Here is a 21,436-nt window from a genome sequence, read left to right as displayed (position 1 = left end):
TGGATCCGCGCGGCAGGACCGGGGTCGGTCGTTCGGGTCAGTCGTTGAGGCTCTCGGTGAGCTGTCCGCCCAGCTCGTTGGCGGTCTGGCCCAGGTCACCGCTGGTCAGCAGCGGGTCCAGGGCGGTGGGCGGAGTGAGGGGTGCGGGTGGGGTGTCGGCGTGGGCGCCGCCCATCCCGAGGCCGAGGGCGGCGACGGACAGGGCGGCGGTGAGGGCCATGCGGCCGGCGAAGGTCATGCCGGGCCAACGAGGGCCGGTCCGCCGGGACACGTTCGCACTCCCGCCGGGCCCGCCGCGCGTTCCGTGCAGGGGCCGGCCCGCGCGCGCCGAACCCGCCGCCGCGCAGGCGGAATGCGGACAAGGTTTCCCTCCCCGTACGGCGGCGGCGCCCCGGGGCGCCGGGAGGCGCCGGTGCGGACAAGGGCGGAGTGGTCCGGCAAAACGCGTGCACAGCGCCAGAAATACGGCAGGGAGCCCGTGGCTGAATCCGATATCCGGTGCCCATTGCGGTGCCTATCGGACTGATAGCGTCCGCGAGTTGATCTTGCCAGTCGCCCCGTCGGGACCCGTCGTGGTCGGGCGCGGCGACGGCCACCCCTCTCGCAAGGAACCCACATTGCTCCGCCCCACGCCTCCGCGGTCCGCCCGCCTCGCTCCCCGGGCCGCCGTCGCGGCCGCGCTCCTCGTGCTCCTGCCCGCCGCACCGGCCGCAGCCGCCACCACACCGCACCTCGACGCGATCGAGCAGGAACTCCGGCGGGTCTCACCCGGCCTGGAAGGACGCGTGTGGGAACGCACCGACGGCAACGCCTTCGACGCCTCGACGCCCGGCGGGGGCGACTGGCTGCTCCAGACCCCCGGCTGCTGGGGTGACGCCGGGTGCGCGCGGCGACCCGGTACCGAACGCCTGCTCGCGAAGATGACCGAGAACGTCGCCCAGGCGAAGCAGACCATCGACATATCGACCCTGGCCCCGTTCCCCAACGGAGCCTTCCAGGACGCCCTCGTCTCCGGTCTGAAGGCCTCGGCCGCGCGGGGCAACAAGCTCAAGGTGCGCATCCTCGTCGGCGCCGCCCCGATCTACCACCTCAACGTGGTGCCGTCGAAGTACCGGGACGAACTCGTCGCCCGACTCGGCGAGGACGCGCGGAACGTCGACCTCAACGTCGCTTCCATGACGACCTCCAAGACCGCCTTCTCCTGGAACCACTCCAAGATCCTCCTGGTCGACGGCCAGTCGGTGATCACGGGTGGGATCAACAGCTGGAAGGACGACTACCTGGAGACCACGCACCCGGTGGCCGACGTCGACCTCGCCCTGAAGGGGCCGGCCGCCGCCTCCGCGGGGCGCTACCTGGACGAGCTGTGGTCCTGGACCTGCCAGAACAAGGGCAACATCTCCAGCGTCTGGTTCGCCTCCTCCAACGGCGCCGCCTGTCTGCCCTCGCTGCCGAAGCCCGCCGCGGCGCCCGCGCCCCAGGGCGACGTCCCGGCCCTCGCCGTCGGCGGGCTCGGCGTCGGCATCATGCGCAACGACCCCACCTCGACGTTCCGGCCCCAGTTGCCGACCGCCCCCGACACCAAGTGCGTCGTCGGACTCCACGACAACACCAACGCCGACCGCGACTACGACACGGTCAACCCGGAGGAGAGCGCCCTGCGCGCGCTGATCTCCGGCGCCAACCGACACATCGAGATCTCCCAGCAGGACCTGAACGCGACCTGCCCGCCCCTGCCCCGCTACGACATCCGCGTCTACGACGCCCTCGCCGCCAAACTGGCCGCCGGGGTCAAGGTGCGCATCGTGGTCAGCGACCCCGCGAACCGGGGCGCCGTGGGCAGCGGCGGCTACTCGCAGATCAAGTCCCTCTCCGAGATCAGCGACACGCTCCGTGACCGGCTCGCGCTGGTCACCGGGGACCGTGCCGCCGCCCGCACGACGATGTGCTCGAACCTCCAGCTCGCCACCTTCCGCGCCGCCCCCGGCGCGACCTGGGCGGACGGCCGGCCCTACGCGCAGCACCACAAGCTGATCTCCGTGGACGACGCCGCCTTCCACATCGGCTCGAAGAACCTCTACCCGGCGTGGCTCCAGGACTTCGGGTACGTCGTCGAGAGCCCCGCGGCCGCCCGGCAGCTCACCGAGCAGCTTCTGAGCCCGCAGTGGCAGTACTCGCGGGCTACCGCCACCGTCGACTACGAGCAGGGCGTCTGCCCGTCCTGACCAGTGCTTCCGACCGATTCGGCTCCGTGTACGGCCGCCCGCGCACCGCGCGCGGGCGGCCGTACACGTCGTTCCGCGCAGGTCCGCCACGTGCCCCGGAGCAGGCGACCCGGGCAGCGTGAGAACGGGCACATTTTGCCCGATTTGGCAGGTATCTCCTTCATGCTGGTCACTGTTCTGGCGCGTTTCAGGTTCTCGGGTGGGTGCCAGGCGCCCCATCGACGTACCAGGACCACCGCGTACCAGAACCACGGCCACCGGGAGAGACATGCGACGTGACAACCGCCGGACGCCCCGCAACCTGCGGATCGCCCTGACCTTGGCGGGCGGGGCCGCCGTACTCGGTTTCGGCGGCCTCTACGCCACCGCCCTGGTCGTGACCGGCGACTCCGTCGCCGACGGCACACACGTCCAGGGTGTCGACATCGGCGGAATGAGCCGCACGGAGGCCACGGCAGCCCTGGGCCGCACGCTCGGCCCGGCCGCGAGCGCCCCCCTGGAGCTGCGGATCGGCGACCGGACGGAGCGGATCGCCCCCGCCTCCTTCGGTCTGTCCCTCGACACCGGGGCCACCGTCGACCAGGCCGCCCACACCGGATCCAATCCGTTCACGGTCATCGGGCGACTCTTCGCCCCGACCCGCGAGCGCGCCGTCGAGCCCGTGACCCGCATGGACGACGCCAAGAGCGCCGCCGCGGTCGACCGGCTCGCCGCCGGCGACCGCAAGGCCCGCGACGGCGACATCGCCTTCAGCGACGGCAAGCCCCGGGTCACCCAGCCCGTCACCGGCGTCGCCCTGCGCACCGAGGGCGTGCCGCAGACCGTGCGCGCCGCCTACCTGGGACCGCAGGCCGGTCCCGTCGTCCTCCCCGTCGACCGGACGGACCCGGCCATAGGGCGCCAGGAGACCGATCGCGCGCTGCGGGAGTTCGCCGCGCCCGCGATGTCCGGTCCGGTCACCCTCAACCTCGCCGGCAAGCCGATATCCATATCCCCGGCCGTGCTCGGCAGCCACCTCGACGTCGCGGCCGACGGCCAGGGCCGCCTCAAGCCCCGGCTCGACTCCAAGTCCCTGCTGGCCGACCCTGCGGTCGCCCGCCAGGTGGACGCCGTCACTCCCGAGCCGCGCAACGCCACCTTCCGGCTCGACTCCGCCGACCGGGCGGTCCTCGCGTCCGACGGACGCAGCGGGACCAAGGTCACGGACAAGGCCCTCGGCGCGGCCGTCGAACCGCTGCTGACCCGCACCGGCGCCGCCGCCCGTACCGCCGAACTCAGCGGGACCCCGATCCACCCGGCCCTGACGGCGGAGGACGCGCAGCGCCTGGGGATCAAGGAGAAGATGTCGTCCTTCACGGTCAACTTCCCCGCCGCGCCCTACCGCACCACGAACATCGGCCGGGCCGTGCAGCTGATCAACGGCTCCGTCGTCATGCCCGGCGAGACCTGGAGCTTCAACAAGACGGTCGGCGAACGCACCAAGGAGAACGGGTTCGTCGACGGGATCATGATCAATGACGGCCAGTACGTGAAGTCGCCCGGCGGTGGCGTCTCGGCCGTCGCCACGACCATGTACAACGCCCTGTTCTTCGCCGGCGTGAAGCCGCTGGAGCACGGCGCCCACTCGTTCTACATCGAGCGCTACCCCGAGGGCCGCGAGGCCACCGTCGCCTGGGGCACGCTGGACCTGCGCTGGAAGAACGACTCCGGCCACGCGATCTACATCCAGGCCCGGTCCACCGACACCTCCCTGACCATCAGCTTCCTCGGCACGAAGAAGTACGACGAGATACGCGCGACCCAGGGCCCGCGCACCGCGATCACGCCCCCGGGCAAACGCACCGGCTCCGGCTCCACCTGTGAGGTGCAGACCCCGCTGGAGGGCTTCGACGTCGCCGTCGACCGCGTCTTCGTACAGGGCGGCCAGGAGGCCAAGCGGGAGACGTACAAGACGCACTACACCCCGCGCGACGAGGTCACCTGCACCCCGCAGAGCCCCGCCCCCTCGGGTGCGCCGACCGCGCCGACGACACCGACGGGCTCGTCCGCCCCGGCGGCTCCGGCCACCGCGCAGGCGGGCGCGTCCTCCGCCACGAACGGGCCGCGCGGAACCTGACGCGAACTCATCCCATCCAGACCCACCGGCTGCATCGAATTACTTGTGTCACATCACTCACTGCTCTCACTCGGGTGAGGGCGAGGAGGTGGGATCCATGTCCGTTCCCATCCGTGTCAGACACATGGCGGTGGCCGTGGCCTCGACCGGCGTACTCGTCGGCGGTGCGGCGCTCGGAGCAGCGGCGCCCGCGATGGCCGCGCCGGCCGCGACACAGACCGTCGCGGCCTCCGTCACCGGGGACCGCGGCAACCAGTGCGTCTGGAAGAAGGCCCACTGGGAGAAGCGGTGGGTCAAGGGCCACTGGGAGAAGCGCTGGGTCAAGGACCACTGGAAGCACGACAACGGGAACGGCAACGGACACGACAACGGCAACGGGAACGGCAACGGCAAGTGGGACCGCGACCGGGACCAGGGTCAAGGCCAGGGCGAGGGCCATGGTCAAGGTCAAGGTCAGGGCCACGATGACTCCCGGCGTGGTGGCCAGGGCCACTGGAAGTGGGAGTACGTCCCCGGCCACTGGGACAAGGACTGGGTCAAGGGGCACTGGGACTGCTCGTACAAGCACCGCTGGTAGTTGCTTCTCCCGCACGACGGATGGTTGACGAGGGCCCGCACCGCGGGCCCTCGTCGCTCTTTTCCCCGGCCCTCCGGATGCGCCCGGTCCTCAACGGTGATGGGATCGGAAGCCGGTGCACCGGAAGGAGCACGGGACTTCTGATGGCGGACAGGACGGACAGGACCGAAAGGGCGCACAGCCCGGACGACGTGAGCGACGGCCCGGCCGACGGGCCGGACGAGCTGCTCCTCCGGGTGGCCCAAGGCGACGGAGAGGCCTTCGCCCCCCTCTACGACGCCGTGTGCGGCCCCGTGATGGGGCTGGTCTGCCGGGTCCTGCGGGACGAGGACCAGGCGGCGGAGGTGACGCAGGAGGTGATGATCGAGGTGTGGCGCACCGCCGGCCGGTTCCGCCCGGAACTCGGCACCGCGAAGGCCTGGGTGATGGTGTTGGCCCACCGCCGGGCCGTGGACCGCGTACGGTCCGCGCAGGCACGCGGCGCGCGCGAGGAGAAGGCGGCGCTCCTCGATCGGATGCCCGCCTTCGACGAGGTGGCGGACGAGGTCGAGGGCAGGGAGGAGTACCGGCAGGTGCGACGCTGCCTGGACGGCCTGACCGCCCCCCAGCGGGAGGCGGTACGGATGGCCTTCTACGAGGGGATGACCTACCGGGAGGTGGCCCGCTCGCTGGAGTCGCCCGAAGGCACGGTCAAGTCGAGGCTCCGCGACGGACTGCACCGGCTGCGCGACTGTCTGGAGGCATCCCGATGAGCATCGCGCCCGACCCCCACGCCGCCCTCGGCGCGTACCTCCTGCACGCCGTGCCGCCCGACGAGGAAGCCGCCTTCGCGCGACACCTGGCGGGCTGCGTGTCCTGCCGCCGCGAAGCCGCCGCGCTGACCCCCGTCGTCGCCGACCTGAGCGGCACGCCTCCGATGTCGCCCCCCGCCGAGCTGCGCCGCACGGTCCTGGAACGGATCGCGGACACCCCCCAGGAGCCGGGCCTGCCGCCGGTCGTCGTGCCGTACCCGGCACCGGCCGCCGCGCACGCCCCGGGCGCGGCCCGGCCCGGGAGCCGCGCGGGAGCCCGCCCGGGCCGCCCGGGGTGGCGCGGGCGCTGGGTCCTCGCGGCGTGTCTGGCCGCGGCGCTCGGCTTCGGGGGCATCGCCCTGTGGCAGCACCAAGAGGCCGTGCAGGCGCGCGGCAGCCTCATCGAGTCCACCCGTCGCACCGGCCCCGTCGAGGAACTCGCCGAAGTGCTCGCGGCCCCCGACGCGAAGGTCAGCGCCGCGCGGTTCGAGGACGGCGCCACCGGTTGTGTGATCGTCTCCCGCAGCGAGAGCAAGGCCGCCTTCATCGCCTCGGGGCTGCCCAAACTCCCCGATGGCCAGGTGTACAAGCTCTGGTACGACGACGCGGGCACCACCCGCGCGGCCGGCACCCTGCGGGGCGGCGGCAACTGGCACGTCAAACTCCTCGACGGGCCCGTCGACCAGGCGACCTCCGTCGGCGTCACGGTCGAATCGGCCGCCGGTTCCGTCAGCCCGACCACCGCACCGGTCGGTGTGATCGACATCCCGGCCTGAGGGGCCGGAGGGGCAAGAGACGCACGAGGTCCGGAGAGGCGCGAGGGAGGCGACAGCGGCCTGACGGGCCCGAGGTGCCTCGGCGCCGATCGCCGCCGGCCGCCCGGGCCGTCCGCGCACACCCGATACTGATCTTCATGGACGCCACGGCCACCGCCACCACCCTGGAACGGATATCCGGACACCGCAGCCGGTTCGACGCGCACTTCGCGCGGTACTTCGACACCCTCGGCGAACGGCTCGACACCCCGCCGATGAGCCGGTTCACCCCCCGCTGCCTGGAACTCCTGCGGGACCTGTCCCTGCGCGGCGGCAAGCGCCTGCGCGTCGTCCTCCTCCACGAGGCGGCCCGGCTGGTCACCACCGACGAGGTGCCGGGCCTGACGGAGGCCGCGCTGAGCATCGAACTGTTGCAGACCCACGGACTCGTCCACGACGACATCATCGACGAGGCGCCCCTGCGCCGCGGCGGGCCCTCCACCCACCAGGCCTACCGCGACGAGTTCCCCGACCACGCCCCCACCGCCCTCGGCCTGGCCGTGCTCGCCGGGGACCTCGCCGCGTTCCTCTCCCTGCAGGTCCTGCTGGAGGCCGACGTCCCCGCCGAACTCCGCCAGAGCCTCCTGGGCGTACACCTGCGGACCGCAGCCGAGACCGTCGTCGGACAGATCGTGGACCTGGAGCGGGACACCCACGCCCGGCCCGACGAGGAGTTCCTGCACACCGTCACTGACTTCAAGAGCGCCCGCTACTCCCTCCTGGCGCCGCTGACCATGGGGCTGCTGGCCGCGGGCGAGGATCCGGCGCCGCACCACGAACGGCTGCACCGGTACGCACGCCTGGTGGGGATCGGTGAGCAGATGCGCGACGACCACCGCGACCTGTTCGGCGAGGACGCGGGCGTCGGCAAGTCGACGGGGGCCGACATCCGCTCCGGCCGACGCACCTACGCGGTCGCCGCGGTACTGGCCCGCGCGACCGGGTCCGAGGCGGCCCTCGTCGAAGCCGCGCTCGGCGACCCGCACTGCACCGACGCCACCATCGCCCGGATCCGGGACATCGCCCGCCGCAACGGCGCCGACCGGCAACTGCGCGACGCCATGCGCTCCCACGCGCGGGCCGCCGCGGCCGAGGCCGCCTCCTGGGACGAGTACTGGCGACCGGAAGCCGTCGCCTTCTTCCGCACCCTGCCGATGTGGAGCATGGACCGGACGGGCTGACCCACCCACGGCACACCCCACCGGCACACCTCGCCGTTCGTCCATCCGACCGGCCCGCCCGACCGCCCCGGCGCGTCCCTCCCGTCACCCGACCGCCCGGCCCCGCTGGCACACCGGGCCCGGGCCCGGCTTGCTGGAGCCATGAGACAGGGACCACCGGGCACGATCCCGGCACAGAGCCTGAGCACCCCGCGCGCCGCGGGCGTCGCGGGGATCGTCTTCGCCCTGCTGCTGGCCACGGCGATCGTGCTCGCCCGGACCGGTCTGCCCGCCGGGGCGGGCGGCGACGACATCGCCATCACCTCGGGCCAACGGAGTGCCGTCACCACCGCCGTGGAACTCGTGCCGTTCGCCGGTATCGCCTTCCTCTGGTTCATGGGCGCCCTGCGCGCGCACACCGGCGATTCCGAGGACCGGTTCGTCGCCACCGCCTTCCTGGGCAGCGGCCTGGTCTTCGTCGCCTCGCTGTTCGGGGCCGCCGCGGCCGCCGGGACGGTCCTGGAAACCACCCAGCCCCAGGACTTCGGCCGGCACTTCGCGTACACCCTGCTCACGACGTACGCGATGCGGATGGCCGCCGTCTTCGTCTTCGCCACCTCGACCATGGGGCGCAAGCTCGGGGTGTTCCCGCGCCCGTTGACCCTCCTCGGCTACGCCGTCGGTCTGGTCCTGCTGGTGTTCGGCTCCACCCTGCCGTGGTTCGAGATGGTCTTCCCGGCCTGGTCCCTGCTCGTCAGCGTGTACATCCTGCGGGTGGGCCGCCGTCCCGCGTGAGGCATCCAGCCCGTCACCCCAATGGCTTTCCGGGCGCGCCGTCGCCGGCGCCGCCGCGCACGCTGGATCCGGTAGCCGCGGGGGTCACCGAAAGGACCGCACCTTGTTGAGGCTTGTCGTCGACCTGAACCGGTGCCAGGGGTACGCCCAGTGCGCATTCCTCGCGCCCGACGTCTTCGCGATGCACGGGGACGAAGGACTGCTCTACGACCCGGAAGCCGAGTCCGCACAGCGCGAGCGCGTGGCCCAGGCCGTCGCCGCCTGCCCCGTGCAGGCGATCCTCGTGGACGAGATGGACATGGCCGCCGCCGGCCGGACCGCCGCGAGCGCGGAGGCCCCCCATGCCTGACGGGTCCCTGGACCGCCTCAAGCGCGAGGGACGGATCGTCGTCGTCGGCGCGTCCCTGGCCGGCCTGCGCGCCGCCGAAACGCTCCGGGACAAGGGCTTCGAGGGCACGCTCACCATGATCGGCGACGAGCCGTACGAGCCGTACGACCGGCCGCCCCTGTCCAAGCAGGTCCTGCTCGGCAAGGCCACCGCCGACCACACCGCGCTGCCCCGCCGCCGCGAGATCGACGCCGAGTGGCGGCTCGGCGTCCCGGCCAGTGGCCTCGACATGGCGACCCGGCGCGTCAAACTCGCCGACGGCGACGAGGTGCCCTACGACCGGCTGATGATCGCCACCGGCGTCCGCGCCCGACCCTGGCCGAACGAGGCCGAGGGCGAACTCGACGGGGTCTTCGTGCTCCGTACCCGCGACGACGGGGTGGGGCTGGCCCGGCACCTCGACGCGGGCCCCCGGCGGGTCCTGGTCATCGGCGCCGGGTTCACCGGCTCCGAGATCGCCTCGGCCTGCCGCGAGCGCGGCCTGGAGGTCACCGTCGCCGAACGCGGCGACGCCCCCCTCGTCGGCGCGCTCGGCGGGGTGATCGGCGCCGTCGCCGCCGAAATGCACCGGGAGAACGGCGTCGACCTGCGCACCGGCGTCATGGTCACCCGCCTGGAGGGCGACACGACCGGGCGGGTCCGCGCCGCCCACTTCTCGGACGGCACCACCCTGGAGTGCGACGTCGTCGTCGTCTCCCTCGGAGCCCAGCGCAACACGGAGTGGCTGGCCGGCTCCGGCCTCGGAGCGGGCCCGCGCGGCATCGCCTGCGACGCCGGCTGCCGGGCCTTCGACGTCCGGGGCATCGTCACCGACGACGTCTTCGTCGCGGGTGACGTGGCCCGCTCCCCGCACCCGCTGTTCGGCTACCAGTTCCTGTCGCTGGAGCACTGGGGCAACGCCGTCGCCCAGGCCGAGACGGCCGCGCACAACATGCTCAGCGAGAGCAGCGACCGGCGCCCCCACATCTGGGTGCCGGCCTTCTGGTCCTCGCAGTTCGGGGTGAACATCAAGTCGGTCGGCGTGCCCTCCATGGGCACCGAGATCATGATCACCCAGGGTTCGCGCGCCGAGCGCCGCTTCACCGGCGTCTACGGCTATCAGGGACGCGTCATCGGCGCCGTCACCTTCGACAACTGCCGCTGGCTGCAGTTCTACGAGCAGCAGATCGAGGCCACCGCGCCGTTCCCGCCGCCGTTCCCCACGGTCGACCGACGCTCCGACGGGCAGCGCCCGATCCCCGCCGACTTCCCCGACCCCTCCGTGCCCACGCACGGCCCCACCATCACCCTCAGCGGGTACTCGCCGGCCGACCGCCGGATGACCTTCACCCCCGCCGGGCACTGACCCGCACGCCCCCGGAGGACCGACATGGCCGAAGGCATCCTGAAGCAGATCCTGGACTACTCGAACCGCTCGAACCCGTATCCCCTGTACGAGGAGCTGCGCAAGACCCCCGTCTTCCACGACGGCACCGGGCCCTACGTCATCAGCACCTACCACGACATCCAGAGCCTGCTGCACGACCCGCGGCTCAGCTCCGACGCCCACAACCTGACCGCGACGGCCGGCGACCCGTTGGCCGGCGGCGAGGGCGGCGGCGGCGGCGAGGAGGCGGCGCTGCCGCCGAGCTTCCTGAAGCTCGACCCCCCGGAGCACGACCGACTGCGACGGATGACCAACCGCCCCTTCGGGCCGCCGCACTCCCCCCACCGCATCGAAGGCATGCGCGACGACCTCCACGGCATCGTCAGCGGACTCATCGACAACCTCGGCGACCCCGGCCGCATCGACCTCGTGGACCAGTTCGCCTACCCGTTCCCCGTCACCATGATCTGCCGGCTGCTGGGCGTGCCGCGCGAGGACGAGCCCCGCTTCCACAGCTGGGCCGACACCATCGCCGCGGGCCTGGACCCCGACCCCGACGCCGACCCGGCCGAGCGGCTCCGCGTCACCCACGACGCCCGCATGGAACTGGGCATGTACCTGGCCGGGTTGATCGAGGAGCGGCGCAAGAACCCCCAGGACGACATGCTGTCCGAACTGGCCGCCGGACACGGCCAGGACGACACGATGAGCACGATGGAGCTGCTCAGCACCTCCGCCCTGCTGCTGATCGCCGGCCACGAGACCACCGTCAACCTCATCACCAACGGCATGCTCACGCTGCTGCGGCACCCGGACGTCCTGGCGGACCTGCGCGAGAACCCGGAGCTCGTCGTGCCGCTGGTGGAGGAACTGCTGCGCTTCGAGCCGCCGGTGCAGCTCCTGCCGCAGCGCACCCCGCTCGTCGACATCGAGGTCCGCGGGGTCACCATCCCCAAGGGCTCCTCGATGTGGCTGGTGCTGGCCTCGGGCAACCGGGACCCGGACCGCTTCGAGAACCCGGACCGGTTCGACCCGTACCGCAAGGACATCCAACACCTGGGACTCGGCAGCGGCATCCACAGCTGCTTCGGCGCCCCGCTGGCACGGCTGGAGGCGCAACTCGCGCTCAGCGAGCTGGCCCGCCGCCTGGACAACCCTGGACTCGTCGAGGACCCGCCGCCCTACCGCCAGAACGCGGTACTGCGCGGCCCGCGCCACCTGGAGATCACCTGCGACGGGATCCGCCCCTGACGGCGCCCCACCCGTCCGTCGACCGCGCCGGTCCGCCCAGGTCACCGGCGCTCTCGGCATGCCCGGGCGAGCGCGGGAGCGGGAGCCCGGACCGAGGAGAGCCGCCGGGACCACCGGTGGCTCCCGCCGGACCCACGCCTACCCCCCATGTGAAGGATGTGACGTGAGATGTGCGCACACGCCGGCTCCGACGGGCCGACACCAGGGCCCCGCGCCGCGGGCCGGTACGGCGAGGACGTCTTCCCGCCCGACCTGGTCGGCGAGGGCGACCGCATCGACCTCGGCGCGCTCGCCTACGACGACGTCACGATGGCCCGCCTGCGCGAACTCGGAATCGGGCCGGGACGGCACTGCCTGGACCTGGGCGCCGGAACGGGAACGGTCAGCCGGCGACTGCTGCGGGAGGAGCACGTCGACTCCGTCCTCGCCGTCGACCGTGACGTGCGCTTCCTGACCGCCCGCCCCGTCCCCGGACTCGACGTCATGGAAGCGGACATCACCGCCCCGGACTTCGACCCCGGCCGCCGATTCCACCTGGTCCACGCCCGGTTCGTCCTCATGCACCTGCCCGACCGCCGACGCCTGATCTCCTCGCTCACCCGACTCCTGCTCCCCGGAGGGGTGTTGGTCATCAGCGACGCCGTCGACCCGAACCACGCCGTAGACCCGAACCACGACGCCGGCGCGGACGCGACGCCGTACACCCGGGTCATGCGGGCCATGTGGCAGGGACTTCGGGACACCATCGGCACCGACGTCTCCCGGATCACGGACCATCCGCACCTGCTGCGCTCCGCCGGACTCGTCCGCGTGGGCGCCGAGATCCGGGTGCCTCCCCTGCTCCCCGCAAGCCCCATCAGCCGCTTCTGGGCGGACACGTGGAACCGGGCGAGAGCGGCGATCGTGGCGACGGGACAGGTGGACGACGCGACCGTCGACGCGGCGATCGCGTACCTCGACTCGCCCGACTGCGCCGATCTGTCGGCCGGCATGATCACCGCCTGGGGTTGGCGCGCTCCCATGCCCGAATGAACGCGCCTGCGAACGCGCCGAGTCGAGGCGCGCAGGGTGAGCACGCCCGCTGAGCACGCCCGTTGGGGGCGCCGGAGCGCGCGCCCCGGGGTGAGGGCCCGCCGCGACGGCGCCCGATTGTGGTGCCCCGGGGAGGGGAAGCGTCACGAGGCCTGCCGGCGCCCTCGCCGGTGACCACGTTCGACGCGAAGGAAGTCGACCTTGACCGACATCCGTATCGGTGTCCTCGGATACGGCCTGCGCGGAAGCCTCGCGCGCACCGCCCACCGCCCCGGCCGGGGAGCGGCCGTCACGGCCGTCGCGGACCCCGATCCACGCGCCCGCGCCGCGGCGGCGGCCGCCTTCCCGGACGCGCGCGTCACCGCCGACCACGTCGAGGTGATCGAGGACCCCGGCATCGACGCCGTCCTCGTCCTCACCCCCGACCACACGCACGCCGACCTGGCCTGTCGGACCCTCAGGGCCCGCACACCGGTGTTCGTCGAGAAGCCCCTCGACATCTCCGTGGCCGCCTGCGACACGATCCTGCGCACCGCCCGGGAGACGGGCACGCGCCTGTACGTCGGCCACAACATGCGGCACATGCCCGTGGTGCGGCTGATGCGGGGACTCATCGAGCGCGGCGCCGTCGGCCGCGTCAGGACGATCTGGGTCCGCCACTTCGTGGGCTTCGGCGGCGACTGGTACTTCAAGGACTGGCACGCCGAACGCCGTTACACCACCGGCCTGTTGCTCCAGAAGGCCGCGCACGACATCGACGTCCTGCACTGGCTCGCCGGCTCCTACACCCGTGACGTGCAGGCGATGGGTGACCTGATGGTCTACGGGGAGAACCCGCACCGCCGCGCCCACGGCGAACCCAAGCACGAGGACTGGTACACCGAGGACGGGCACTGGCCGCCGCACACCCAGCGGGGCCTCAATCCGGTCATCGACGTGGAGGACGTCTCGCTGCTGAACCTGAGGCTCGCCAACGGGGTCCTGGCCGCCTACCAGCAGTGCCACTTCACGCCCGACTACTGGCGCAACTACACGGTCATCGGGGACGCCGGCCGGCTGGAGAACTTCGGCGACGGGCCGGGCGGCGAGGTACGGGTCTGGAACGGTCGGCGGTCCGGCTACCGGGCCGCTCCGGACGCCTCCCACGCCATCCCCGCCGCCTCGGGCGGCGGACACGGTGGCGCCGATCCGCTCCTGGTCGACGAGTTCCTGCGCTTCGTCCGCCACGGGGGAGCCACCGACACCTCGCCCGTCGCGGCCCGCATGGCGGTCGCCGCGGGCTGCCTCGCGACCACCTCACTGCGGGACGGGGGCACCCCGCGACGGGTCCCCCCGCTCGACCCCGGGCTGATGGCGTACTTCGAACAGGGCCAGTGTCCCGACGCCGACTGACCGCGTGCACCGGAGTCGGCCCCCGGTGCGCGCGGTCCGGCCGGGCTCAGTCGCCCGCGCTCGTGGGGGACAGGGGCTTCGTGGAGGTGTGCACGGCCTTGCCGAAGGCGTCCATGCAGGGAGCGCAGTACCGCTCCGATCCGGACTCGGTCATCGACTTCGCGGCCTGGTCAGGGCCGAGCTGGAAGCCGCACAGGGTGTTGAGGGTCGCTTCCTTCGCGATCACGTGCCACAACAGTTGGTGGCGGTCGGAGGTGGACTCGGCGCGCATTTCGTACATGGGCGTACCCTTCCGTGCTCGACGCGGGCAGCGGGACCGGCGTGGTTTCCATGAGAGCCCCCTGTGAGCGATGGGGCCAATGGGGGTAGACCAAGAGAAGGGAAATGAGGTGGAGGAGGTTTGAGCGGGGGCGCCGGTGGCGACTAATGCCGGCCGGCGCGCGGGCCCCGTATCACGCCTCCTGCGTCTCGCCGATCGCTGCAGGAAGGAGGTGGATGCCGAATGGCCTGGGCTTCATGGACGACCACGGGGATCTACCCGGAGGCCGGCGGTGTCCGCACCACCGAGGTGGGCGTCATCTCCGGGAACCTGACCGTGCACACGACCTGGACGGGTGCACTGGCACAGGTGGCGGTTCAGTACAGCGGTTCGTCGGACTGGTTCACCCTGTCCGGCAGCCCGGTGGAGTGCATCTCGGAAGGAGAGAGCCGGGACCTCCATCAGGCTGTGGTCGAGACGGTACGCGCAGGTGGAGGAGCCGAGGTTCCCCTCCACTGGGCCAGACGCGTCGCGTGATCCCCGCCCGCGGCCGAGCCTCTCGCAGGCCCGGCCGCCGTACGGGTCGCCCCGCGGGTGATCCTCCCGGCCGGCTCAGGGGCCGAACGGGTGAGCCGGGTCGGGGTCGGCCGAGACCCGCCCTGCGCCGCCCGCAGCGCCAGGTGGACGCTGCGCCGCCCCGTGAGGACGCGGAGGGCGTGGGAGGCGTCCCCAGCGGGTTCCGTGCGCCGCCCGCGGCTCCCACGAGAGGGCGGCTCACCACGCCCACGATCCGGTGACCGGGGCGGCCGAGGGTGACGCGCGCCGGGACACAGCCTGATAACGCGGCGCGACCTCCCCTCGGGAAGGATCGTTCACCCCGGTATGACGCCCACGCGCCCCGCGGCAACCACGTCCGTCCGGTCGCCCGCGCCGCTCCGGCAGACCGGAGGGCCGTCGGGGGACACGCCGATCTACGACATGCTCGTCGCACAGTGGTTCCGGGACGGCCGTCAGGTCCCGCGCGACACCGGGCGGACCCCCCGCGCGACACCGGTTCGCCGGCCGCCGCGCGGGCGGCCGCCAAGGGCTACGCCTTCGAGGTCACCGCCGTCCTCGCCGGCGCCACCGTGGTCATCACGGCCTGCGGTGAGATCGACCTCGGGGCCCTGGAAGGCCTCGACCGGATCACGGGCGCCCTGCCGGCCCCGGTCGCGGTGGTCCTGGACCTGGCCGGGGTCACGTTCATGGACCTCGCGGGCCTGCGGTTCCTCGTCCGGCTGCACGCCCGTGCCGAGCGGCACGGCGGCGACCTGGTGATCCTCGGGCTGCGGGGCCAGGCCGGGGACCTGTTCACCCTGGCGACCGAGCTGCGCCTGGTCCCCGCGATCCGGCACGCGCGCGCGAGCGGCCCCCGGGCCACGCGGCGCCTTCGGGCCGACGCCGGGGACACCGCCGGGCGGAACTTCGACGACAGGGCCGAGGGTGCGCCGTCGCCGTCGGCCCCGGGCGGTGTGCCGGCGCAGAGGTGACGGCGCCGGCGGCGTACTCGGGCGGGGAGCCTCAGGGGCGGAACCGCAGCGGATGGTCGGCGGGCACCTCCACCACGGCGATCCGCACGCCGTCCGGATCCGCGATCCACATCTCGATCAGGCCCCACGGCTCGCGCAGCGGCGGACGCAGCACCTCGACGCCCCGCCCGAGCAGCTCCTCGTGGGCCTCCTGCGCGTCCGCGACCTGGAGCCACAGGCGCAGCCCGGGCGCCGGCGGGGTGTCGGCGCGACCCGAGAGCTCCAGGAAGCCGCCGCCCAGGAAGTAGACGGTCCCCCGCTCGGGTCCGGTGCCGAACTCGCGGTGGACGGCGAGCCCCAGGGCCTCGCCGTAGAAGGCGCGGGACCGTTCGGGATCCGTGGGTGTCAGGAGGATCCTGCTGCCGAGTACGTGCACCATGCGGAAGCGTCCAGTCCTGTTCGGGGCGTCCGCCGGGCGCGGCCGGGCCGCCGTGGGGTGGCCGAAGGGGTGAGAATCGCAGCCGGTCCGGCGGGAGTCCCGACCGGGCGAGTGGCCATGACACATGATGGCGCGAGAACGGACCCCCGGACCCCGAGATCCGAGGGTCCGTTTGGCGTGTCGGGCCCACGCGCGGGGTCCCGACACGACCCGGGCGGCGCGGCCGGCCACGGTCGCCGCGCTCAGTTCGCGCCCCAACCGCCGTCCAGGGAGATCGAGGTGCCGGTGACGTAACCGGTGTGGGGGCCGCAGAGCCAGAGGACCGCCGCCGCCACCTCCTCCGGCTCGATGAGCCGCTTGATCGGCGAACGGGCGAGCAGCACGTCGGACAGGACGTCCTCGGGGCTCACCCCGTGCGCCGCCGCCTGGTCCTGGACCTGGCCCTCCACGAGGGGAGTACGGACGTAGCCGGGGCTGACGCAGTTGCTGGTCACCCCGTGGGCGGCGGCCTCGATCGCGGTGACCTTGCTCAACCCCTCCAGGGCGTGTTTGGCCGCCACGTAGGCGGACTTGTACGCGCTGGCCCGCAGCCCGTGCACGCTGGAGATGTTGACCACCCGGCCCCAGCCGCCCGCGTACATGTGCGGCAGCAGGTGACGCAGGAGCAGGAAGGGCGCCGTGACCATCACCTGCTGGATCAGGGCGAAGCGCTCCGGGGGGAACTCGGTGATCGGGGCGACGTGCTGGAGGCCCGCGCTGTTGACCAGGATGTCGACGCGCGTGGGCAGGGCGGAGATGGCCGCCGGGTCCGCCAGGTCGACGACGTGGGCCCGGCCGCCGATCGCCGCCGCGACCTCGCGGGCCGGCTCCCGCGCGATGTCGACGACGTGCACGGTCGCGCCGGCCTCGGCGAGGGCGAGGGCGCAGGCCCGGCCGATGCCGCTGCCGGCGCCGGTCACCAGCGCGACCCGCCCCCGCGGATCCGCGCCGGCCGGGTCCGGGGCCGGTGGGGGATGGGGGAGGGGGAGTCTGCTCGTCATGCGGGAACACTAGGGACGGCGCCCGCCGGCCGCCCATGGCGCGGCACCACACAGTCCGGGCCCCCGACATGGTGCGAGCCCCCATGCCCGAGCCGGGCGCGGCGCGCGTCCCACAGGCCCCGACGCACCGTCGCGCCCTCCCGATCCCCTGGAGGAGGGGCGGTTCGGCGGTGCGGACGGCCCGCAGGTACGGGCGCGCGTTCCCTGCCCGTCCGCGCCGTGTCCCGGTGCGCGCCCCGGGCCGGCGACCGGGTGGTCACCGGCCCGCGCCGATCACGCGCGCAGCAGCGCGATCAGCGATGTACGGGCCCGCGCCACCCGGGAGCGGACCGTGCCGATCGGACACCCCAGGGCGACGGCGGCCTCCGCGTAGGGAAGCCCCAGCACCTGGGTGAGGACGAAGACGTCACGGCGTTCGGCGGGGATCGTGGCGAGGAGCTCCGCCAGCGCGATGCCGTCCTCGAACCCCGGCAGATCCAACGGCTGGGTCTGCTCGGCGGCGGTCTGCCAGTCGTCCCGCCCGGAGAGCCGGGGCCGGGCGGCCTTGTGCCGGAGGCTGTCGACCACCGTGCGCCGCGCTATCGACAACAGCCAGGTACGGGCGGAGGAGCGCCCCTCGAAGCGGTGCAGGCTGCCCAGGGCCCGCAGGAACGTCTCCTGGGTGAGATCGTCCGCGGCCTGCGGGTCCGCGCTGAGGTAGGCGACGTAGCGCCAGACGTCGCGTTGCAGGGCGCGGACGAAGCGGTCCACCGCGTCGGGGTCGCCGTCACGGGCGGCGAGCGCCAGCTGCGTGGTGGGCTCGTCCGATCCTGCGGTGTGTCGCGCGGGCGCCGTCTCGGCGGTGATCGGACGGGGGAGCAGGGCAGGGGTCATCGCCTGATGTCCTTCCGGGAATCCGGGATCGCGGCCGCGCCGATCGGGTGCGGCGGCGCCGGTGAGGGGGTACGGCCCGCCGAACGGCAGGACCGATGCCCGGTGCGCGCGGCCGAGTGCCGTCGCCGTCCGGGGAGCCGGCTGTCAGTTGACAGCGATCCCCTGAGGCGGGCCCCGTGAGGTGATGGCGTGGACGAGGAGCAGACCGCGCAGCGGTCGGGGCCGGTGGTCCCGACGGGTCCGGACCCGGGGCCGGTGCGCGGGCGGGGGAAGGCGGAAGAGGAGCCCGAGGGGGAGTCGGATCCGGCCGACCACCGCGCGCAGGACGCGGAACGCGCCCTGTTCGCCGTAGGCGAGCCAGAGGCCGCAGAGCAGTGCGGCGAGCAGGTGGGCACTGAGCATGCCGGTCGACGACATGTCGGCCATCCCGGCCATCCCGGCGGTGTCACCGGGCGCGGGGGTTCCCGTCGCCCCGTTCATCGCGGTCACGGAGCCCGGGGGGACCGCGCCTTCCATGTGATGCCCGGTGTGGGCCATGACGGCGCCGTGGGCCAACGTCCCCGGCGGGTGGGTGAGGTTGCCGCCGGCGGTGCCGGTTCCCGCCTGGACCAGGGAGAACCCGTAGTGCAGGGCGCCTTGGACGACGATCGCCGCCGAGGTGACGGAGAACAGGCCCCGTTCGTGGCCGGCGAGGATCCAGGCGCTCGCCCCGACGCCGGCGAACCCGGCTGCCATGGCCCACCAGGGGAGGGCCTTGTCCGACATGAGGACGTGTCCGACGGCCGCGAGCAGCACGCAGGTGGCCGCGAACATCGCAGCCCGCAACGCTCGGCAACATCGACCCGGTGTCATGGCGGGCTCATCGTCGCATTCCCTTCACGGCATCCCCAGAGGGGCGCCCAAACTTGCCCCGACCTGACAAAAAGTGGTGTGTCGCACGCCACAACAGGGCTCCGGAACCACGGAGTCGGCTCCTTCGACTCCTGTCCCGACCGAGGGCCGAACGACGGGCCCGCCCGAAGGGCCGACCGGTCGACCGACCGAGGAACGGGGCAACGGGTGGCGGATCGAGAGCAGTCGGCGCGGGAGGCGGGACCGCCCCGGGGCGAGCGCCGGTTGACCGTCCTCCTGACCTGCGCCATGGCGTTCTCCATGCTCCAGTTGTTCCTGCTCGGCGCGTTCGGACCGAGGCTGGTGGACGAACTGCACGTGCCGACGGCCGTCTTGGGCCTGACCACCACCATCGGTTTCGCAACGGCGGCCGTGCTCTCGCCGTTCGGCGGTCGGCTCGTCGACCGGATCGGGCCCCGCCGGTCCCTGGTCCTCCTGCTGCTCGTCTCCGGCGGGGCGCTCACGCTGATCGGCTCCGCGCCCGGACCGGGGTTCCTGCTCGCGGCCGTGGCCCTGGGCGGACTGCCCCAGGCACTGGCCAATCCGGCCACCAACAAGGCGATCCTGGCGGCCGTCTCCCCGGCCCGGCGCGGAGCGGTCACCGGGACGAAGCAATCCGGGGTCCAGGCGGGGGCCTTCGCGGCGGGGCTGCCGCTGGCGGCGCTCGCCGGCGGGGTCGGGTGGCGGGCCGCGGTGTGGACCGCCGCCGCGAGCGCCGTGATCGTGGCGCTGTGGGCCTGGCGCGCGCTGCCCGCCGACCCTCCCGTACGGAACGCCCCTTCGCGCTTCTCCCCGGTACCCCGGGGCGCCATCGCCTGGCTCACCGTCTTCTCCGTCTTCCTGGGCTCCGGGATCGCCTCCGTGAACACCTACGTCGCCCTGTTCGGCGCCCGGCGGCTCGACCTGGGCGCCACGACGGCCGCCGCCCTCGTCGCCGTCCTCGGGGTCGCGGGCATCGTCGGCCGCATCGGCTGGGCCAAGGCGGCCCGGCCCGGCCGGGCCGAGTGGCTGCCCGGGCTGCTGGCGGCCGGCGCGGTGGCGGCGGCCGGGCTGCTGGCCGCGTCCCTGTGGGCGCCGCCGCTGATCTGGCCGGCCGTGGTGGCCGTCGGGGTGTTCGCCGTCTCGGGAAACGCCGTGTCCATGGTGCTGGTGATGCAGCGGGCCGGCCCAGGGCGGGCCGGACAGGACTCGGCGCTCGTCTCGGCCGGGTTCTTCGCCGGGTTCGCGGTGGGCCCGCCGCTGTTCGGCGTGCTCGCGGAGGCCGGCCGGTACGGCGCCGGGTGGCTGCTCGTCGCCGCGGAGTTCGCGGTCGCCTGCGCCATCGCCACGGCCTGGGCGGTACGGGAGCGCGGTGCGCGAACCCGGGCCGCGGTGACGACATGAGCGCGGCGCCCTGGGCCGACGCGGCGCTCGACGACGTGCTCGACCGGGTGGCCCGCACCCGCGCCGAGGTCGGCGAGCGGTTTCCGCTGTACGCCGACCCGGACACCGGCCGGTGGGTCACCACCGGCCGGGGCGCGTGGACCGGCGGGTTCTGGGCCGGGTTGCTGTGGCTCCTGGCCCGGCACACCGGGGCCGAGGAGGACCGGGCCGCCGCCGCCGCGTGCACCGCGCGACTCGCCGAACGGGTGGACGACGACACCGCGACCCGCGGGCTGATCCTCTGGTACGGCACCGCCCTCGCCGGCGACGACCCCGTGGCCCGGGACCTGCGGATCCGGGCGGCCCGGGCCTGCACGGCCGCCTTCGACCCCGAACTCGGCGCGGTGCCCTGGGGGTCCGCCTTCGGCGGGCCCCGCATGCTGCTCCGGGTCGACGGGGTGCCCGGCATGGCGCCGCTGCTGGCCGCCGCCGGCCCCGCCGGGGAGCGGGTGGCCGCGGCACACCTCGAACGGCACCTGGACCTCTGCCTGGGCGAGGACGGCGCGGTGATCCCCGCCTGGCGGTTCGAGAGGGAGTGGGGCCCGCAGCGGTGCGAGGAACCGCCGGTCGGCTGGAGTCGGGGCCGGGCCTGGCTGCTGCTCGCCGCGGCCGACGCCGTGCACCGACCCGCCGTCCCGCAGGGGATCAGGGAGCGGTGCGCCGCCGCGGCGGAGCACCTGGCCGGCGGGACCACGGGAGCCGCACCGCCCCTCGTACCGTACGACCGCGAGTCCGTGCCCGGGTCCGGTGTCGGCGTCGGTGCCGGCCCCGGGGTGGGGACCGTGCCCGGCGGCCCGTTGGACACCTCCGCCGCCGCCATCACGGCCGTCGCCCTGCTGAAACTGGGTCACGCCCCCGGGCCCCGGGCCGCGCGCCACCGGGAGCGGGCCGTCGCCCTCCTGCGCCGGTTGACCGACGCGCACCTGACCCGGACCGGCGGAAGCCGCCCCGGGGGCATGCTGCTGGACGGCTGCTACGACGCGGGGCGGGGCGTCGCGACCCGGCACGAGCTGATCTGGGGCGACTTCTTCCTCGCGGTGGGCTTGGCCGAGCTGACCGGGCGGCTCGACATCCGGGAGCCGTGACCCGCCCGGTC

At 73.6% G+C, this 21,436-nt stretch carries 22 protein-coding genes; 16 read left to right on the top strand and 6 right to left on the bottom strand.

The window, feature by feature from the left end; translation table 11 throughout:
- Positions 1–37: 37 nt before the first annotated feature.
- Complete coding sequence (locus tag OG906_RS03845; RefSeq protein WP_329439969.1) at positions 38–238, bottom strand: hypothetical protein; 201 nt, start codon at positions 236–238, stop codon at positions 38–40.
- Positions 239–617: 379 nt separating this feature from the next.
- Here OG906_RS03845 and OG906_RS03840 point away from each other — a divergent pair, with 379 nt between their 5' ends.
- From OG906_RS03840 to OG906_RS03785, 12 genes are all read left to right on the top strand, one after another.
- Positions 618–2,225 carry a phospholipase D-like domain-containing protein gene (locus OG906_RS03840; RefSeq protein ID WP_329439967.1) on the top strand — a complete coding sequence of 536 codons (1,608 nt, stop codon included), beginning with the start codon at positions 618–620 and terminating at the stop codon, positions 2,223–2,225.
- A gap of 268 nt (positions 2,226–2,493) precedes the next feature.
- Entirely contained in the window at positions 2,494–4,341 is a 1,848-nt protein-coding gene (locus tag OG906_RS03835) for a VanW family protein (RefSeq protein ID WP_329439965.1), read from the top strand.
- A gap of 97 nt (positions 4,342–4,438) precedes the next feature.
- Positions 4,439–4,918 carry a hypothetical protein gene (locus tag OG906_RS03830; RefSeq protein ID WP_329439963.1) on the top strand — a complete coding sequence of 160 codons (480 nt, stop codon included), beginning with the start codon at positions 4,439–4,441 and terminating at the stop codon, positions 4,916–4,918.
- 143 nt (positions 4,919–5,061) lie between these two features.
- Positions 5,062–5,670 (top strand): ECF RNA polymerase sigma factor SigK, encoded by a 609-nt coding sequence (gene sigK, locus OG906_RS03825; protein WP_329439960.1) that lies wholly within the window; start codon positions 5,062–5,064, stop codon positions 5,668–5,670.
- Positions 5,667–6,485, top strand: coding sequence for an anti-sigma factor (locus tag OG906_RS03820; protein WP_329439958.1), 819 nt, complete (start codon positions 5,667–5,669; stop codon positions 6,483–6,485). The genes sigK and OG906_RS03820 overlap by 4 nt, the downstream gene beginning before the upstream one ends.
- A 137-nt stretch (positions 6,486–6,622) precedes the next feature.
- The gene (locus OG906_RS03815; RefSeq protein ID WP_329439956.1) at positions 6,623–7,705 is read left to right on the top strand and encodes a polyprenyl synthetase family protein; all 1,083 of its coding nucleotides are present in this window, start codon (positions 6,623–6,625) and stop codon (positions 7,703–7,705) included.
- Positions 7,706–7,846: 141 nt separating this feature from the next.
- The gene (locus OG906_RS03810) at positions 7,847–8,479 is read left to right on the top strand and encodes a hypothetical protein (RefSeq protein WP_267795906.1); all 633 of its coding nucleotides are present in this window, start codon (positions 7,847–7,849) and stop codon (positions 8,477–8,479) included.
- Between the two features lie 106 nt (positions 8,480–8,585).
- Positions 8,586–8,828, top strand: coding sequence for a ferredoxin (locus OG906_RS03805; protein WP_329447919.1), 243 nt, complete (start codon positions 8,586–8,588; stop codon positions 8,826–8,828).
- A complete protein-coding gene (locus tag OG906_RS03800) occupies positions 8,821–10,212 on the top strand; it encodes an NAD(P)/FAD-dependent oxidoreductase (protein WP_329439954.1) in 1,392 nt (463 codons plus the stop codon). The genes OG906_RS03805 and OG906_RS03800 overlap by 8 nt, the downstream gene beginning before the upstream one ends.
- A gap of 24 nt (positions 10,213–10,236) precedes the next feature.
- Positions 10,237–11,484 carry a cytochrome P450 gene (locus OG906_RS03795; protein ID WP_329439953.1) on the top strand — a complete coding sequence of 416 codons (1,248 nt, stop codon included), beginning with the start codon at positions 10,237–10,239 and terminating at the stop codon, positions 11,482–11,484.
- 168 nt (positions 11,485–11,652) lie between these two features.
- Positions 11,653–12,516: a methyltransferase gene (locus OG906_RS03790; protein ID WP_329439951.1), complete on the top strand. Its 864-nt coding sequence runs from the start codon at positions 11,653–11,655 to the stop codon at positions 12,514–12,516.
- A 201-nt stretch (positions 12,517–12,717) separates the two neighbouring features.
- Complete coding sequence (locus OG906_RS03785; protein ID WP_329439949.1) at positions 12,718–13,908, top strand: Gfo/Idh/MocA family protein; 1,191 nt, start codon at positions 12,718–12,720, stop codon at positions 13,906–13,908.
- 46 nt (positions 13,909–13,954) lie between these two features.
- Here the strand turns inward: OG906_RS03785 and OG906_RS03780 are convergent, their stop codons facing one another.
- On the bottom strand, positions 13,955–14,188 hold the full coding sequence (locus OG906_RS03780) for a hypothetical protein (RefSeq protein ID WP_267795901.1): 234 nt from the start codon (positions 14,186–14,188) through the stop codon (positions 13,955–13,957).
- A 222-nt stretch (positions 14,189–14,410) separates the two neighbouring features.
- Here OG906_RS03780 and OG906_RS03775 point away from each other — a divergent pair, with 222 nt between their 5' ends.
- Together OG906_RS03775 and OG906_RS03770 are read left to right on the top strand one after the other, a co-directional pair.
- The gene (locus tag OG906_RS03775; protein ID WP_267795900.1) at positions 14,411–14,704 is read left to right on the top strand and encodes a hypothetical protein; all 294 of its coding nucleotides are present in this window, start codon (positions 14,411–14,413) and stop codon (positions 14,702–14,704) included.
- Positions 14,705–15,159: 455 nt separating this feature from the next.
- On the top strand, positions 15,160–15,696 hold the full coding sequence (locus OG906_RS03770; protein WP_329439946.1) for an STAS domain-containing protein: 537 nt from the start codon (positions 15,160–15,162) through the stop codon (positions 15,694–15,696).
- 31 nt (positions 15,697–15,727) lie between these two features.
- Here OG906_RS03770 and OG906_RS03765 read toward each other — a convergent pair whose 3' ends face one another.
- The 4 genes from OG906_RS03765 to OG906_RS03750 form a co-directional block, all read right to left on the bottom strand.
- Entirely contained in the window at positions 15,728–16,114 is a 387-nt protein-coding gene (locus OG906_RS03765) for a VOC family protein (RefSeq protein WP_267827487.1), read from the bottom strand.
- A gap of 242 nt (positions 16,115–16,356) precedes the next feature.
- The gene (locus tag OG906_RS03760; protein ID WP_329439945.1) at positions 16,357–17,154 is read right to left on the bottom strand and encodes a 3-hydroxybutyrate dehydrogenase; all 798 of its coding nucleotides are present in this window, start codon (positions 17,152–17,154) and stop codon (positions 16,357–16,359) included.
- A 273-nt stretch (positions 17,155–17,427) separates the two neighbouring features.
- Positions 17,428–18,027: a sigma-70 family RNA polymerase sigma factor gene (locus OG906_RS03755; protein ID WP_267827489.1), complete on the bottom strand. Its 600-nt coding sequence runs from the start codon at positions 18,025–18,027 to the stop codon at positions 17,428–17,430.
- 144 nt (positions 18,028–18,171) lie between these two features.
- Complete coding sequence (locus tag OG906_RS03750; protein WP_329439941.1) at positions 18,172–18,852, bottom strand: hypothetical protein; 681 nt, start codon at positions 18,850–18,852, stop codon at positions 18,172–18,174.
- 234 nt (positions 18,853–19,086) lie between these two features.
- On the opposite strand from OG906_RS03750, the gene OG906_RS03745 reads away from it, so the two are divergent.
- Entirely contained in the window at positions 19,087–20,301 is a 1,215-nt protein-coding gene (locus OG906_RS03745; protein WP_329439939.1) for an MFS transporter, read from the top strand.
- The gene (locus tag OG906_RS03740) at positions 20,298–21,425 is read left to right on the top strand and encodes a sugar ABC transporter permease (protein WP_329439937.1); all 1,128 of its coding nucleotides are present in this window, start codon (positions 20,298–20,300) and stop codon (positions 21,423–21,425) included. The genes OG906_RS03745 and OG906_RS03740 overlap by 4 nt, the downstream gene beginning before the upstream one ends.
- Positions 21,426–21,436 lie beyond the last annotated feature (11 nt).

This window comes from Streptomyces sp. NBC_01426, assembly GCF_036231985.1.
Taxonomy (GTDB): domain Bacteria; phylum Actinomycetota; class Actinomycetes; order Streptomycetales; family Streptomycetaceae; genus Streptomyces.
This window is presented reverse-complemented; position numbering and strand designations above follow the sequence as displayed.